The organism is Spirosoma lituiforme (assembly GCF_054776635.1).
This window is the reverse complement of record NZ_BAAHBO010000015.1, coordinates 1-15,612: the sequence shown is the minus strand read 5'-3', so window position 1 is coordinate 15,612 and position 15,612 is coordinate 1. Positions and strand designations below refer to the sequence as shown.

Genomic DNA, 15,612 nt, shown 5'->3' with positions numbered 1-15,612 from the left:
CGCTCTACCCACCGACATTCTAAAAAAGCTGACTGGGCAAACAACCCATCAAGCAAAGCCGGAGTTTCTCCCGAAGAACTCATCTTCACAAATACCAGCCAAACGATGTACTGGCGCGTAGCTTTTCGCAAACAAATAAGCCAGCTTTTTATTTTACCTACCGGCTAGCACATTGAAACTGAGTTATTGAAAAAATGAGTGATACTTGTCTGCGATTCTCTCAACAGGCGTTTACGCCTGTCAATTTACTAGTAGCACTCATTTTTAATTAGTTATTTCGCGGTCAGGTTCCAAAAAGCCACACCATGGATCATGAACATTGCCTTATTAACCACCATTCTCACTAAAAATCAAGCTTTTCAACAGATAAAACCCACAGATGGACCCACACCGTTAATGGTCTGCTTTATAGAAATAAAAACCCTTTTTGAACGTCTACTCAACACTGATGCAGACAATTCGCAGCTCAAAGAGTCCGTTCATCTACTTCAGAAACGGGGTTGGCAGGAAGCGTCCAAGATACTGGATTATTACGACGAAGAGCAGGAAGAAAATTACCAGGCCTCGTTCTACCGACTTCAGGCTTTGGTCGCCAGCGCAGTTAACACGCTGCCGAAAGGCTAACGCGAATGCAACGAGACGGTTTCCCACCAGTAGCGCCGGAACGTGTAAAAGCAATTGAGCCAGTCGTGAAAGCTTCCGGGCTTAATCAGGTAAGACGCTATGCTAAAGTTGTACGCAAACTCCATATCTTCACGAGCGGCCGAATCACTGACAATAATTACCGGCAGCTTCTTGTAAGAGGGATGGGTTTTAATGAATTCCAGCAGGTTAAACCCATCTGATTTAGCCGGCAGATACCAGTCCATAAGAACCATGAGTGGCAAACTGACATTGTCTCTGACCTGAGTCTCAATGTATGCTTTTGCCTGCATGGCATGGTTCAGCCAGATGGGTTCTACTTCAGGGAAACACTGGTTTAGCACAGCCCGAATAATGAGCCATTGATCAGCGTTACCTTCAATAACTAGGATAGGAAGTCGGTTGGTTTTTCGTTTCTGTCGAGTAGGCGTTTTACTCACGTATGTTGCAATATAGCATGAAGATACTCTATATAACTAGTATGTTACGGCAATGATTCCCATAACATCCTATGCTGAACGTCGGAAGTAGAAAAATATTTCGTGTAGGCACATGCACGTTGACGAATTATAGGGAACGGTCCGGAAAACCGGTAAGCACGCGTCGCCGATTGACCGATATCCTGATATTGATTTACGGATTCAACAGTTCGAGTTTCGCAAAGAAGTCGGTAAACATAAGCGAAATATCCAGCTGAGAATAGACCCGGATCGGACGGCCGGCGGGGTTATATTCATACCCACCCTGCGCATTGATGCGGGGAGCAAGTTTGAGTGCATACGTACTTGACGAAGGATCGGCCTCGAATGACGATTGCAACGCCGTCAGCAAGACCAGTGGACTATCACCCAGGATATAGGTTTCGCCCAAAGCCAGTTTGTAGCGCTGCAAACGAATCATTAACTCTTCGAGCGTTGTGCACAGGTACGCCCCCACTTTTCCCCGCGGTTTTACTTTCGTTAGCAAAACGGAATACGGCAACAGCGCCTGGCGATAGGCATTTCGGGGTATCTGCCAGATGGGCACCTTGGTTCGATTAAAGATAGCCCGGCCCGCTGAGAGATCAATGTTCAGGTTGTACTCAAGCGCGGTATAGTTCGGTGGTGGCAAGGCTAAATCGGTGTATTCCGGGCCGCCGATCCAGATCAGCGTCAGCTTGTCGGCAATTCGAGGTTCTCTCAAAATAGCCGAGGCAATCTCGGTTAGGCCGGCTCCGCAGAGAACATACAGCGGCAATTGCGTATCGGTCCGTAAGGCTTCGTTTATGATAAACGTTACGGCTTCGCTTTTCACCGGTGTACTGTCATTGACCATTCCCGTGTTTGACCCTGCTATAACCGGTATGGGGCTCCTGATTGCCATAGTCTGCAACAGCTCCCGGGCTTTTTTGGCCGCATTGTCGGCCTGGGTAGCCGAATTGTCGAACCCGTCGCCCACCCGAAGGTGTGAGCCAATAACGGCCCTTATATCGACCGAGGGAGACATCACCAGATGCGCCAGCTGAAATAAGCCATCAGGGTCACCACTAAAATCGTTGTCGACAATGACCCGCATTCTGGGCGTGACAACCGTCCGGCTACCGATTTGCTGCGCCTGGACAGCAACCGACGTCAGGACCAGAAACAGCGCCCAAAACAGGCAGGCACTTTTATATCTGGCAGTTGCCAGTGACGAATAACCTGTTTTCAAGCGACGGGGTAGGTTAGTTTTTGAGCACGCAGGATACCTGCTCCGAGTAGTTTTATCATGACGATACCGCAATAAACACGCCAATACGCAAAACCTACTTATGAGCGGCCTTAAGCTTTTCATACACATCCTGCCGCACAAACGCACGCTTCAGACTTTCAGTAGAGTGGACCAGCACATACCCGGCTTTCTTTAGCTTATCGCACGATTTTTTGATCCTGAAATGGAACAGTTTATCGGTGGCGTTATGTACTTCATCAAATTCAACCAGAATTACTTTAACATCGAGTTTGTCTTCCAGTATCGTATCGATGACGGTGTATTCCGCGCCTTCAATTTCCAGTTTTACCAGATCGACCGACGAATGCCCGAGCGTTCTCATCAGATTGCTCAGCCGATCAACGGGGGCTTCCAAATAATTCCCGGACTCTTTAAATAAGTACACCGACCGGGATACGTAATTATCTTTTTCGGGAGCAAAGAATTTAAGCGTTGTTTTCTGATCCCAAACGCCCACCTCCACGAACGTCATATCTTGTATCTGACTCGCTGTCAGCTGATATGTATAAGGCGCGTCGTCGTGGGGAGGTACATTATGAATGGTCAGCGAATGTCCTTTTTCGGTGTATTCCTTAAGCTGGGCAAAGTGGTTGATTCCTTCGGGTGTCGGGTCAAAAATGAATACCTGGGCGTCGTATTTTGTCTTCAGTTCAACATCCAGGGAAATGTCTTCACCCGCCCCAATGCAATAACAAACGGACGCTTTATTGAGAAGAAAATCGGGAATATGATAACCGTTGTACGCGGAGCCCAGATACGCCAGATGGGCTAGTGGTTTGACCCCTTGTTGAGGATGTACCCCCATTACCTGTTTAGCGAGTTGTATAACTTTTTCCATTTACACGAAGTCAATGTTAGGTGAATATTGATTTACGCCTGCAGAAAACAATGGTAATTAATACGAATTGATTGAAAAAGGCAGCTGACACTACACCTAACCACCATTATTTACTATTAAATCTTTTCATATCACTATTGTTACCAAATATAACCGTTTATTACCAATCGCACAGGCATCTTTCTGACTCATAAGCCACTGCATTGTCACCTTCCCTCACTAGTTTAAGTTCGATCAAATACGGCCGCCATGCATGATAACCATCTGCTTATCAGCACATTAAAAAATATTTTCCGTAGATAGTTGTTTTTTTAAAACAATCGTTTCTACCTTTGTGCTATCCTACAAGTACTACCTGCAAAGTAGTTGTTATTTACCCTGATTAATTAGTAAGTAGTAGAGCGAACTTTCGGCTCCTAATCTTATCGGTTGATCGGTATCAGTTTTCGAACTCATAAAATAACCAACCAATATGCGTAAGCATTGTACACTTTGCTGTTGTCGTACGACGAGAGAAAAACTACAAACTCTCCATCCAGGTAGTCGGTGTTGATTCATCACTACGCCTAGCCCCAAAGGTCTCCTGACTAAATCGCGTTGACTTATTTTCAGTGAGTCATTCAACGGCAGCACTTTTTTTACTTCCAATTAGTATATAAAATCTATATACTAGACATAGTATAAGAAGAAGCAGGTTTCCAACACATCATCAACAAACTAAAAACGCACCAATACAGGCCATTGCGATTAATTCTGTGGTGTGTGGCAAAGAATGGACTTAGAGTGGTAGCCATCGCTTTTGAAATGCAGGCTCTTCAGCGAACAGCTACCTTACTTCGGACAGATTTGCCCACCCGCAGAATTAATCGCCACCTGATTGACAGTACCCGAGTGTTGCACGTACCAGCCTTTTCCAGGAGCACCAGTTGCCCGTAAAGCTGACGTATAGCCTAGTTAGTCAACTAATTTTCAGTCAACCTACTAATCGATATGGCCATCCAGGATAGTAAGATTCTAGCCAAAAAAATTGGGGTAAGCATCCTCATCTATGCCATTCCGCTGGCCATTCTCGGTGGCGGCCTTTCACTAGTCAAGCTCTTGCTAACCAACTAATTATCAAAACAATGTCGCTCAATTTACTACTCCCCAAGAAACTTGGCCGGGATTTGCTGATCAGTATTTTCCTCTACGCACTGCCCGTTTTGGCCCTCGCTCTCTGGTTCAGCTATACGGGTGAGACACCCTGGAAAAACCCGGTGAACGATTACGCGCACGTGTCGGCTCCGGCCTTCCTTTCGTTTCTGGAGCCCGTTTTCAAAAACCTCAAATCCTGGGGATTCATTGCGCTGGCCTTAGGTCTTGGCGCACTCGAATTTGCACTGGGTCTTTATGATAATAAGTGGACATCGACCGAACGCAAGATCGACATCGTGTGCTTTCTGGTACCCAAATTTCTGGTACCACCCGTTGTCGCTTATTTCAGTTTAACGCTTCTCCCTGCTTTGCTGCCCGGCTTCGCCAACGTATTTTCCTGGGTCCCTTTCTGGGGCGGCTTTTTTCTGATCGCCGTTGCCGATGACCTGACTCAATACTGGTATCACCGGCTGCACCACCAGATTCCGTTTATGTGGCGCTTTCACCGGACACACCATTCTGCCCCGTACATGGGTATGGCCATGGCGAGCCGGCAGAACTTCATCTATACCATTTTCTTTTCGCAGACCTACCTCACGGCCACGCTCATTTATCTTGGCCTGGGCTATCCGGCCCTGTTCGTTACGGCGATAAAAAGTTTGATTACCCTGTCGGCGCATAGCAGCATTGCCTGGGATAAGCCCTTCTACAAATACCGGATCTTACATCCGATTGCCTGGGTGCTGGAACGGCTCATCTCTACCCCAGCCACGCACCACGCCCACCACGCCGACAGCAGCGACGATGGCGTTGGTCATTACAAAGGCAATTTTGGCAATATGTTTTTTCTCTGGGATGTCATCTTTGGCACCGGATTGATCACCCGTCAGTATCCGACTTCGTATGGCATCAAATTTTACAAGGAGGAAGAATGGTACGCTCAGTTCCTGTGGCCCCTTGTCAAGTCGAAGAAAGAAGGTAGTGAGCTGGCTGCCGATGGCCCCGAAGTTGGCGATGAAATCGCCGTGGTGCCGGAGCCTGGCCTGGCAAGTGCCTAACGAGTAACGAAACCCGGCAGCCGTATCCCCTACGCGTGGCTCGTGCGCCCAGCAGAGGCAACGACCGCGACTCTCCAGCTTCAGCAAATCAGCCCTACTCAACCAACAGAATAAAAAGCCAGCCGCATCGGTGGCCCGACCTGGTTCAGCGAGGCTGGCTGGTCAAAACAAAGCACAGAGGTAATCGGATTCGGGCAGTCGTTGGTACGACTGCCCCGGCACCCTATTGTTTATTTAACCAGCAGAGCAGTGAAAAAAAGCTTTATATTTTTACTATGGGTATGGAGTCTAACCCAGCCCGGAATACTGTTTGCCCAGGGGTCAGCGCCCGTCATTAACGCCAATCTAACGGGTAAAATCATTGACGAAAAAACGAAAGAACCCCTGATTGGCGCTACGGTACAAATCAAGGGAACCACGAACGGAGCCGCCACAGATGCCAACGGAACGTTTGCCCTAAAAACCGGCCAGACGCTTCCCTTCACCCTGATTGTCACCTACGTTGGTTTCAAAACACGCGAAGTAACGGCCATCTCGAACACCATCAATATTGAACTGGAGGAGAACATGGGCCAGTTGGGTGAAGTTGTCGTGGTTGGGTACGGAACGCAGAAACGCAGTGACATTACCGGGTCGATAGCCTCGGTTCCTCTGGAAATTAAAAGTCAGCCGGTGGCCTCCGTCGAACGGCTCTTACAAGGGTCGGTGGCGGGTGCCATCGTGACACAAACCTCGGGCCAGCCGGGCGGTGGGGTCAGCGTTCAGATTCGGGGAAACAACTCCATCACGGCGGGCAGTGATCCGCTGTATGTAATCGACGGATTTCCGATCAACAATGACTACTCACTGACGGATGCGGGCGTAACCAATGGCGCCAAGATCAATCCACTGTCCTCCATAAACACCTCCGACATTGAGTCGATCGATGTCCTGAAAGATGCTTCGGCCACGGCGATCTATGGTTCACGGGGAGCCAATGGCGTGGTAATCATTACGACTAAAAATGGCACGAAAGGCAAGTCATCGGTTAATTACGACGGCTATTACGGGGTGCAAAGCGTGATTCGTACCCTACCGCTGCTCAATGCGGGTGAGTGGTGGCAACTACGGAAGGATGCGGCCCAAAATTCGGGAAAGACAACGACGTTGCCTTCGGTTAACGGGTACTCGCTCGATACATCAGGTACGGGCACCGACTGGCAGGCTGCGGCTTTCCGGCAGGCTGCCATACAGAACCACAATATATCGGTACTATCGGGTTCCGAACGGACGCGGCTGGCCATTTCAGGTAACTATTTCAAGCAGGACGGTATTTTACAAAACACCGATTTCCGACGCTTCTCGGGTCGGATCAACCTCGACCACGAGTACAGTAAAAAACTCCGGCTCAGCACCAACCTGACCGCCAGCAACACAAAATCGAACGTGGCTCCGGCGGCCATCGTAGGCAATTTGCTGCTCACCCCGCCCACATTACCTATTTACCGGAACGACGGCTCGTTTGTGGTGAATAGCCCGTTTGAGTCGAGTCTCCAGAACCCGATCAACTCTCTGTACAACCAGTTAAACGAAACCATAACCAACCGGATTCTGGGGAATGTGGCGGCCGAATACAGTCTTACGGACGCGCTCAAGGCAAAGGTTCTGTTCGGCATCGACATCGTTGACAATAAGCAGAATCGTTACCTGCCCAGTTCAACGGCCGAAGGGCTCGCGCTCCAGGGTGATGCTATTATTGGCTCGGTATTTACGACCAACTGGCTGAACGAAAACACGCTGAGTTACGATAAACAGATCTCGCCGAAGAGTAAAATCAACGCGGTCGTTGGGTTTACCGCGCAGCAGTCTGAGGCCAAAGGGGCCGTGGCCGAAGCGGCTGGTTTTTCGACGGATGCGCTATCGTACAACAACCTGGGTACGGGCATCACGAACCGTACGCCCAGTTCGTTTGCCAGTAAGTGGGCATTGGCTTCTTACCTAGGCCGGGTGAACTATGGTTTCGACGACCGCTATTTACTCACCCTGACAGTTCGGGCCGATGGCTCGTCTCGGTTCGGCGAGGGCAACAAATGGGGCTATTTCCCGTCGGCGGCTTTTGGCTGGAACGTCAGCAACGAGCGCTTCTTTGCCAACGTGCCGAACGTCAGTTCACTGAAGGTCCGGTTAAGTGCAGGGCTAACGGGCAATCAGAGCATTCCTCCCTATCAGTCACTTTCGCAGCTGGCTTATTTCCGGTACAACTTCTCGAATACGACAGTTTCCGGTTATGCCCCCAATACCGTTCCGAATCCTAATCTGGGTTGGGAAAAAACGTTTCAGATTGACGGGGGTATCGACCTCGGCCTGCTCAATAACCGCATCGAGATCGTTGCCGATTATTACTACAAAAAGACGACGGATCTACTCCTCAGCCGAACCGTTCCGGGAACGTCGGGGCTGTCGAATTTCTACGGTGGTCAGGCTTCTACAATTTATCAGAACATCGGGGCTGTCTCGAACAAAGGACTTGAGCTTTACGTCAAGTCGCACAACCTGACGGGCAACCTGAAATGGAATACGATTCTGATTTACTCGAAGAACAGCAACACCATTCTTAGCCTGGGCGATGGTGTCTCGCAGATTATCCCGGATATTTCGGCCCCATCCATTGCCAAAGTTGGCTATCCGCTTGGCTCGTTCATTGTTTACCAGACGGATGGCATTATTCAGAATGGCGATGCAGCGCTAACTCCGCAGGCCAACAAAAGCCCCGGTGGTCAGAAATACAAAGACATTAACGGCGATGGCGTAATTACACAGGCGGGCGACCGGGTCGTGATTGCCAACCAACCGGGTTTTACGGCGGGCCTGACTAATACGTTCAGTTACAAAGGCTTTGAGTTATCCGTTTTTGTTCAGGGAAGCATTGGTGGCAAGCTGTACAACGCCAACCGGGCCAATCTGGAATTAGGAACGGGCTACACCAATGCCTCCCGCGATTTATTGAACCGCTGGACACCAACCCATACCAATACGGATGTAAAGGCGGCTTATCAGGATCCGGCCATCACCATCTCCGATCGCTTTATTGAAGACGCGACCTACTACCGACTGAAGAATATCTCGCTGGGCTACAACATCCCCAAGGCAGTTCTGTCGAAAGCGAACATCAAAAATCTGCGGGTCTATGTATCGGCTCAGAACGCGGCTACCTGGACCAACTACACGGGGTTCGACCCGGAGGTTAGTCTGAACGGACAGTCGCTGATCAACAAAGGCATTGACTCGGGCGTGTATCCGAACAACAAATCGTACCAGGTTGGTCTGTCACTCTCGCTTTAATTCTCCGAAAATCGATTCGCTCATGAAAGCACTGAAATACGTGGTGATGGCAGCTACATGGCTGGTTACTACTTCCTGCAACGAATTTTTAACCGAAAGTCCGGAGGCATTCGTCTCGGAAGATCAATATTACAAAACCCAGGCCGACGCCGTTACGGCCGTCAATGCGGTTTATTTCTTTCTCAACTCGGGCGGTGGCTCGGTTCAAACTCCGTACAATACGTTGTTCAACACGGGCATGAACTTCGCCGGTGATGACGAAGATCCGGGACCGGGAGCCACCAACCCCGATGTACGTTCGCTGGCCGTTTTGGCGCATTCGTCCACAAACCTGCGGATATACGAAATCTGGCAGCAGCATTACGCGGCCATCAAGAAGGCCAATGTTGTCTTGGAGAAAGTGCCAACTATCAATTTTGACAACACTTTACGGAGTCGATTACTGGGCGAGACCAAGTTTCTAAGGGCGTTGTACTACTTCAATCTGGTGCGTTTATACGGCGACGTTCCGCTCATTACGGACTATCAGAAATTTGTAACGGCTGCCGATTATGCCATTGCCAAGTCGCCCTCGAAAGAGGTGTATGCCTTGATTGAAAAAGACCTGACCGAGGCCGCTACGGCACTCCCCGCTTCTTACAGCTCTCCCGATGTGGGTCGGGCAACGGCGGGTGCCGCTAAGGCTTTACTGGCCAAAGTGTACCTGACCAAAGCGTCGTTGCCGCTCAACATCGCGTCGCATTATCAGGATGCGGTGACCAAAGCGGAAGAGGTTTTGTCGTCCGCCGATGGAGGCACCGGCGCCTACGGCTATGATCTGATCGCCAATTATGCCGATGTGTTTTTACCCGCGACCAAAAATGGGAAAGAGCATATTTTCTCGGCCCAGTTCAAATCGAACTCCCTCGGGCAGGGTAATAACCAGAATCCGCGTTCTATCTTAACCGGCATTCCCGGCCTGACGGGTTCGTACGCCGATATGGTACGGTTTTACATCAACGGAAACGACAAGTTTTTCAGCGTCTTCAAGCTCTATCAACCCACCGACAAGCGGAAGCGCGTTACGTTTGTGACCAGCTTTACCAGCCCGACCAGCGGCCGTAAGTTTGGGTTACCCATTGTTAATGCCGCGGTGGCTAATGACTCAACACCGTTCTTCAACAAAACCTGGGATCCTACCTCAACGGCCCTGACCAACGAGTCGGCCGCGAATGTGGCTATTATCCGCTACGCAGAGCTACTCCTGATTCATGCCGAAGCCGAAAACGAAGCCAATGGCCCAACGGCCAAAGCCTATAAATCGCTGAACAAGGTACGAAACCGGGCGGGCTTACCCGACCTCACACCGGGCCTGACGAAAGACCAGTTTCGTGAAGCCCTCTACCTCGACCGTCGGCTGGAGCTTGTTTTCGAATACCAGCGCTGGTTCGATCTGATTCGGCAGAAAGATGCCTCAGGCAACAGCACCTTTGTGGGCAATCTCCAGAAAGTAGGCAAAACAAACGCGAAAGACTTCCACCGGCTCTACCCCATTCCGCAATCAGAACTGGACAACAACGCCAAACTGGTGCAGAATGCCGGTTGGTAAGTAATACGGATCGCATCACTTCTTATGAAACAAATCACCCTCGGCCTTGCGCTATCGGCCTTTATCCTGACAGCGTCAGTTGCGCAGCAAAAAACAGGAACATCGGCCAAATTGACGGCAGATAAACCCAATGTCGTCCTGATTATGGTCGATGATATGGGATATTCTGACCTGGGCGCTTATGGCTCCGAAATCAGCACGCCCAACCTCGATCGACTGGCGAAAGAAGGCATCCGGCTTCGCGAGTTTTACAACAATTCCATTTGTGCCCCCACGCGGGCATCGTTGCTGACTGGTCAGTACCAGCATAAGGCGGGGGTTGGTTATTTCGACGTCAATCTGGGGTTACCGGCCTACCAGGGTTACCTGAACCGGGAGTCGCTGACGTTGGGTGAAGTATTCCGGTCGGGCGGATACAGCACGCTGATGTCGGGCAAATGGCACGTCGGAAAAGACAGCCTATCGTGGCCCAACCAGCGCGGTTTCGATAAATTTTACGGAATTCTGGGTGGCGCGTCGGACTATTTCGATGTGAAACCGCTGCCGTTCGGCAACAACCCCTACCCGGTGGCGCTCATCAAGAATAATGTCCGGCAGTACCCAAAAGACAACTCATATTACTTCACGGATGAGATTGGCAACAACGCCGTTCAGTTTCTGGATGAACAAAATAAGGAAACGAAAGCCGGTGCCGCCAAGCCATTTTTTCTGTACGTCGCCTTCACGGCGCCACACTGGCCGTTACAGGCTTTGCCCGAAGACATTGCCAAGTACAAAGGCAAGTATGATTTAGGCTGGGATTCGCTACGGGTGGAGCGGCTGAAACGGCAGAAAGAACTCGGCATTCTAACCGAAAACCAGAGCATTGCCCAGCACGACCCCGACGTACCTTCCTGGAACAAACTCACGTACGACGAGAAGCAATTCTGGAAAGCGAAAATGGAAGTTTATGCCGCGATGGTGGACCGGATGGACCAGAACGTGGGCAAAATACTGGACAAGCTGAACGAACTCAAGAAAGATAAAAACACGCTGGTTATCTTTTTGTCGGACAACGGCGCTCAGGGCGGCTTTACCAGTTACAGCCCATTGCGCCGGGGTCTTGTTCGGAACAGCGGGCCAGTGGGAACGGCGGGCTCATTCGATTATCAGGAACAAAACTGGGCCTACCTGTCGAATACACCGCTGCGGCATTATAAAAACAACTTTCACGAAGGGGGTTTCGGTACCTCGTTTATTGGCTGGTATCCCAAACGCATCAAACCGGGCAGTATTGCCAAAGGAACCGGTCACCTGATCGACCTCGCGCCTACTTTCTACGAGCTGGCGGGCATTTCCTATCCGACCTCCTATAAAGGCGTAAAGGCCAATCCGCTGGTGGGCAAAAGCCTGCTGCCGGTGCTGTTCGGGCAGGCCAGCGAAGTAGACCGGGGCGAACCTATTTTCTGGGAACGGGCCGGTAATCGCGCCGTTCGGAGGGGCAAGTGGAAAATCGTTTCGACCTACCCCAGCTACAAGTGGGAACTCTACGATATTGAAAAAGACCGGGGCGAGACAACCAATCTGGCCGACACCCGATCCGACATTGTCAATGAATTATCGGCAGCGTACGTCCGCTGGGCCGACCGAACCGGCGTGGTGGATTACGACCGAATCAAACCCCAGAACGACATCATTCCCGGGCAGACGGCTACCCGGGCAGCCAATTGATCAAGTAGCAAACGTTAGTCAACTCAACCAATAGAATCCATGAAAAAACCAGTCGCCATCGTCATTTTTCTGTTAGGCTTCGTTTCCTTAGCCGTTGCACAAACCGAAAAACCAGCGGGTTTACTCCCCGTCCAGCAATTCGCCGAGAAGCTAAAAGCGCAGACCATTCCTCAACTGATCGATGCCCGGAGCCCCGAAGAGTTCGCGCTGAACCATATTCCAGAGGCCATCAACGTTAACCGGCAAACCGACGGTTACGAAACCATCATCAAGGGAATCAGCCCATCGAAACCCGTATTTGTGTACTCCATTGCCAACGGCCGTAGTGTTGCGCTGGCGGCTGATCTGCGCAAGAAAGGGTTCAACGAAGTTTACGTGCTCGATGGGGGCATCGGTGCCTGGACCGGTAGCGGCAACACCCTGTACAATACGGCCAAAAAGGGGCTGACGCTTGACGAGTACAACCGGATTCTGGCCAACAACAAACTGGTTCTGGTCGATATTGGCTCCAGGTACTGTGGCTCGTGCAAGAAGGTGAAGCCCGTTCTGGAAACCCTTCGCCAACAACACGGCGATGCGTTAACGATCGTCGAAATTGACCTGGAAGAAAGCCCGGCCCTGATCGCATCCCTGAAAACCGTCTCGTCCTTCCCCTATCTGATCCTCTATAAACAGGGTGAAATCGTTCTCAAACGCGCTGGCCTGACCGATTTAAAAACGGAGCTTGACACCAAACTGGTTGCGGCCCAGTAAGCGTCATTCTACTGGCTTTCTGGCCATTCTAACGGCAGGAGGAATCTTCCCTACTTGGCGGGTCATGCTATTACCGAAGATTCCTCCTGCCATCGGTAGGATAAAAATACCAACGTAACAATGAACAGCCTGCTCTGTTTTTTCTGATCTACTTGTAGCGGACGAAAATCAATAAATGGAAGCCGCAGGAACACGCTCAGCTTTCGAAAAAGCGACTCGATACGCCTTTTCGATCTTCGGTAATTCGGCGGATTTATGCTGACGGCTGAGCGCCTTATGCAGCCCTACCAGAGACCAGCCATTACCCGGATGATGCACCAAATCCTGGCGGTACACCACTTCGGCTTCCTTCACTTTATTCAGCTGGAGCAAATAAGCACCTAGGAACTGCCGGGCCGGTAAGGGCCAGTCGGCGGGTTCCGTATAGATGAGCTGATCTTCCAGGGCAATAGCCCGCTGAAGGCTGACCATCGCCGGTTCGGACTTCTTCTCGGCAAACAAAATAGACGACACCAATATATGATCGGCAATCTGGGCTACCGGCAGCGGTGCATTGAATGGTATCCGCCGTTTTTCGAGAATCGGGTCTTTCAGTCGTTCCTGAAGTAGCTGACTCTGCTTTTTTGCTTCTGCAATTCTGCCAGTACTGACCAGTGCCATCCCTTTCGAAAAATGATCCAGCAGCGTAGCATAGGCCCAGGTTTCATCGGGCGCCTTGGTTGCTAAAACCTCATGCCATTTTCCCAGCCTGACCAGTGTCAGCGACGGGAGCATATACAGGTATTGATCGTAGGTGTTTTCGGGCAGCGGAGCCACTGATTTACGACAGCGGAGGGCGTCTTTCAAGCCTGTTTCGTACATCCCCCCGGTCAGGGCGCAATACGTCTGGACTGCAAAATAGTGGGGCGAATGTTTTACCAGACTAAGGTGAGCGGCCAGTGAATCGTACCGCAGCAGATTCTCATCCGCTTCGTCGTTAACGGTTACTCCCTGCGCAAACAGACCATTTCGCTGGTACTCGTGACTGGCCATATGAACCATGTGCGCCACTCCCGGAAGCTGTGTTTTAAGCTTATCGGCGTTGGCCAGCGCCACCTGTGGTTGTCGGGATGCTTCTGTCAGGTGAATCTGGTAATGCAGGGCCGCCGGATGATTGGGGTTTGCCTTGAGAACGGCGTCACACAGGTCTACTACCTCCGGGGTCCAGGCTTTCGGAGTACCTTCGCTCGTCCAGAAATCCCACGCATGGATGAGCATGATGGCATCGACATAAAGCATCTTGATGTCCGGGTCATTGAACTCGGAGATGAGTTGTCTGGTAGCCGACGCGTAATCCTGATTGAGCTTTTTCCGATCAGCACCTGAATCAAACGCGTACCGGGTATTCATCGCCTGAATCAGCTTTTTCTCTTTCGGACTGGCCTTCAACATCAGTTCGTTCATTCGCGCGACAATGGTAGGCATGCCTGCCGGAACGGTATACGTGTGAGCCGCATTGTAATAAGGTCCTCCGGCCAGGGCCTGCCCCCACCAGGCCATCGGGCAATCGGGATCAAGGCGAGCCGCTTCCCTGAACGAAGCCATCGCTTCTTTCATATGGTAGCTATAGTACATCGTCAGGCCCTGATCGAAATAAAATTGCGCGCTATCGCTGGTGGTCGTAACGGCATACGAGTAGTTTCCCCAGCCGGGCAAAGGCACGATAAACTTCCCGTTTTCCATCTGGCCAATGCGCCCGTCAATTCCGTATCCGCAAACGGGAATAGCGTTGTTTTGGTCCGGAACCAGGCTCCGGGCCGAATTAAACAGAAACAAGGCTGCTAAGGGAGCAGCAACTAAAGCTAGTTTAGGGGATTTTCGGCGCGTCATCATGCCTGCGTTTGTGAGGAAGGATTTCCAGGGTTGTATGGCTGAATATAACCGGTCAGCTGCTTGCGTCAAAACTCGAGAAGGCTTTTCTTGTAAAACAGGCCTACATGGAGTCGGTTATTGGTAACCGACTCCACAGATAGTACATGAATCCAGGTTTATTTTGGTTAAACTTCTCGCATCTTCACGAAGAATTTACGCACCAACAGGCTCGTTACTGACTTTAGAAGTAAACAGTATCCTGACGAAACTTTTTCCGTATGCGTACGCAAACCAAGCGCAGATTGACCGTAACTGCTTACCTGTTGGGGTTCGTATTTTTTGCCTATCCGTATGCCGCGACACGAGCCCAGGTAATTTCCGATCTTTCGCTGAGTATTACCATTCTGTATTTTGATCAGAGTAGCCATCAGCTACGGCCCAATGTCAAACGAATGCTGGATACGATAGCCCGGCAGTTGGTAGAACAGCCAAAGCTGATGGCTACCGTGACGGGTTATGCCGATAATGTAGGCAAGCGCGAATTAAACATGGCTTTATCTAAATACCGGACCAGGGCGGTTGAGCAGTATCTTAGACAGCATGGTGTACGGGCAAATCAGATTGTAGCCAGTTGGGAAGGTCCCGACACGACGGTATCAGCCGACGATCCGGCGGGCGTGAAGACAATCCGTAGACGCGTTGTCGTTCAACTGTCACCCAACTACTAGTTTTGGCAACACACCAAAACAAAGCAGCCACTCTCCCGAATGGCTGCCTGGCTAGTGTAGAAAGAAAGTGTAGAAAGAATAGGAAGGGATTAGACCTAGTTAATAGCGACCAAACGGCTGGGCGCGCTGGGCTGCCGGGTAGCCAACGTTACGGAGTGGGTCGTCACCTCAACCCCGTTGCTGACCCGAACCTGATACGCCCCATCGGGCAAATCGCTCACCGTCAGTCGAAGACGAGCT

The 15,612-nt window shown here is 50.7% G+C and carries 12 protein-coding genes; 8 read left to right on the top strand and 4 right to left on the bottom strand.

Features of this window, described 5'->3' with window-relative positions:
• Positions 1-312 precede the first annotated feature (312 nt).
• Positions 313-624, top strand: a complete 312-nt coding sequence (locus ACYU87_RS26490; protein ID WP_461137023.1) for a hypothetical protein — start codon at positions 313-315, stop codon at positions 622-624.
• Here the strand turns inward: ACYU87_RS26490 and ACYU87_RS26485 are convergent.
• The 3 genes from ACYU87_RS26485 to ACYU87_RS26475 form a co-directional block, all read right to left on the bottom strand.
• Positions 621-1,082 (bottom strand): response regulator, encoded by a 462-nt coding sequence (locus ACYU87_RS26485; protein ID WP_461137022.1) that lies wholly within the window; start codon positions 1,080-1,082, stop codon positions 621-623. The genes ACYU87_RS26490 and ACYU87_RS26485 overlap by 4 nt on opposite strands.
• A gap of 193 nt (positions 1,083-1,275) precedes the next feature.
• A complete protein-coding gene (locus ACYU87_RS26480; RefSeq protein ID WP_461137021.1) occupies positions 1,276-2,331 on the bottom strand; it encodes a nucleoside hydrolase in 1,056 nt (351 codons plus the stop codon).
• A 94-nt stretch (positions 2,332-2,425) separates the two neighbouring features.
• Positions 2,426-3,229, bottom strand: coding sequence for an FkbM family methyltransferase (locus ACYU87_RS26475; protein ID WP_461137020.1), 804 nt, complete (start codon positions 3,227-3,229; stop codon positions 2,426-2,428).
• A gap of 990 nt (positions 3,230-4,219) precedes the next feature.
• Here ACYU87_RS26475 and ACYU87_RS26470 point away from each other — a divergent pair.
• The 6 genes from ACYU87_RS26470 to ACYU87_RS26445 all read left to right on the top strand — a co-directional run bounded on the left by ACYU87_RS26470 (position 4,220) and on the right by ACYU87_RS26445 (position 12,793).
• Positions 4,220-4,342, top strand: coding sequence for a hypothetical protein (locus ACYU87_RS26470; RefSeq protein ID WP_461137019.1), 123 nt, complete (start codon positions 4,220-4,222; stop codon positions 4,340-4,342).
• A gap of 11 nt (positions 4,343-4,353) precedes the next feature.
• The gene (locus tag ACYU87_RS26465; protein WP_461137018.1) at positions 4,354-5,421 is read left to right on the top strand and encodes a sterol desaturase family protein; all 1,068 of its coding nucleotides are present in this window, start codon (positions 4,354-4,356) and stop codon (positions 5,419-5,421) included.
• A 249-nt stretch (positions 5,422-5,670) separates the two neighbouring features.
• Positions 5,671-8,742, top strand: coding sequence for a SusC/RagA family TonB-linked outer membrane protein (locus tag ACYU87_RS26460; protein ID WP_461137017.1), 3,072 nt, complete (start codon positions 5,671-5,673; stop codon positions 8,740-8,742).
• 22 nt (positions 8,743-8,764) lie between these two features.
• Positions 8,765-10,330, top strand: coding sequence for a RagB/SusD family nutrient uptake outer membrane protein (locus ACYU87_RS26455; RefSeq protein ID WP_461137016.1), 1,566 nt, complete (start codon positions 8,765-8,767; stop codon positions 10,328-10,330).
• Positions 10,331-10,354: 24 nt separating this feature from the next.
• On the top strand, positions 10,355-12,040 hold the full coding sequence (locus ACYU87_RS26450) for an arylsulfatase (protein ID WP_461137015.1): 1,686 nt from the start codon (positions 10,355-10,357) through the stop codon (positions 12,038-12,040).
• A 39-nt stretch (positions 12,041-12,079) separates the two neighbouring features.
• Positions 12,080-12,793, top strand: a complete 714-nt coding sequence (locus ACYU87_RS26445) for a rhodanese-like domain-containing protein (protein WP_461137014.1) — start codon at positions 12,080-12,082, stop codon at positions 12,791-12,793.
• 168 nt (positions 12,794-12,961) lie between these two features.
• Here ACYU87_RS26445 and ACYU87_RS26440 read toward each other — a convergent pair whose 3' ends face one another.
• Complete coding sequence (locus ACYU87_RS26440; RefSeq protein WP_461137013.1) at positions 12,962-14,665, bottom strand: tetratricopeptide repeat protein; 1,704 nt, start codon at positions 14,663-14,665, stop codon at positions 12,962-12,964.
• Between the two features lie 257 nt (positions 14,666-14,922).
• Between ACYU87_RS26440 and ACYU87_RS26435 the strand changes: the two genes are divergently transcribed.
• Positions 14,923-15,372 (top strand): OmpA family protein, encoded by a 450-nt coding sequence (locus ACYU87_RS26435; protein WP_461137012.1) that lies wholly within the window; start codon positions 14,923-14,925, stop codon positions 15,370-15,372.
• The last annotated feature ends 240 nt before the right edge of the window (positions 15,373-15,612 follow it).

Coding starts and splice junctions, on each gene's coding strand:
- ACYU87_RS26490 (WP_461137023.1), top strand. CDS start 313: ATGAACATTGCCTTATTAACCACCATTCTCACTAAAAATCAAGCTTTT.
- ACYU87_RS26475 (WP_461137020.1), bottom strand. CDS start 3,229: ATGGAAAAAGTTATACAACTCGCTAAACAGGTAATGGGGGTACATCCT.
- ACYU87_RS26470 (WP_461137019.1), top strand. CDS start 4,220: ATGGCCATCCAGGATAGTAAGATTCTAGCCAAAAAAATTGGGGTAAGC.
- ACYU87_RS26465 (WP_461137018.1), top strand. CDS start 4,354: ATGTCGCTCAATTTACTACTCCCCAAGAAACTTGGCCGGGATTTGCTG.
- ACYU87_RS26455 (WP_461137016.1), top strand. CDS start 8,765: ATGAAAGCACTGAAATACGTGGTGATGGCAGCTACATGGCTGGTTACT.
- ACYU87_RS26450 (WP_461137015.1), top strand. CDS start 10,355: ATGAAACAAATCACCCTCGGCCTTGCGCTATCGGCCTTTATCCTGACA.
- ACYU87_RS26445 (WP_461137014.1), top strand. CDS start 12,080: ATGAAAAAACCAGTCGCCATCGTCATTTTTCTGTTAGGCTTCGTTTCC.
- ACYU87_RS26440 (WP_461137013.1), bottom strand. CDS start 14,665: ATGATGACGCGCCGAAAATCCCCTAAACTAGCTTTAGTTGCTGCTCCC.
- ACYU87_RS26435 (WP_461137012.1), top strand. CDS start 14,923: ATGCGTACGCAAACCAAGCGCAGATTGACCGTAACTGCTTACCTGTTG.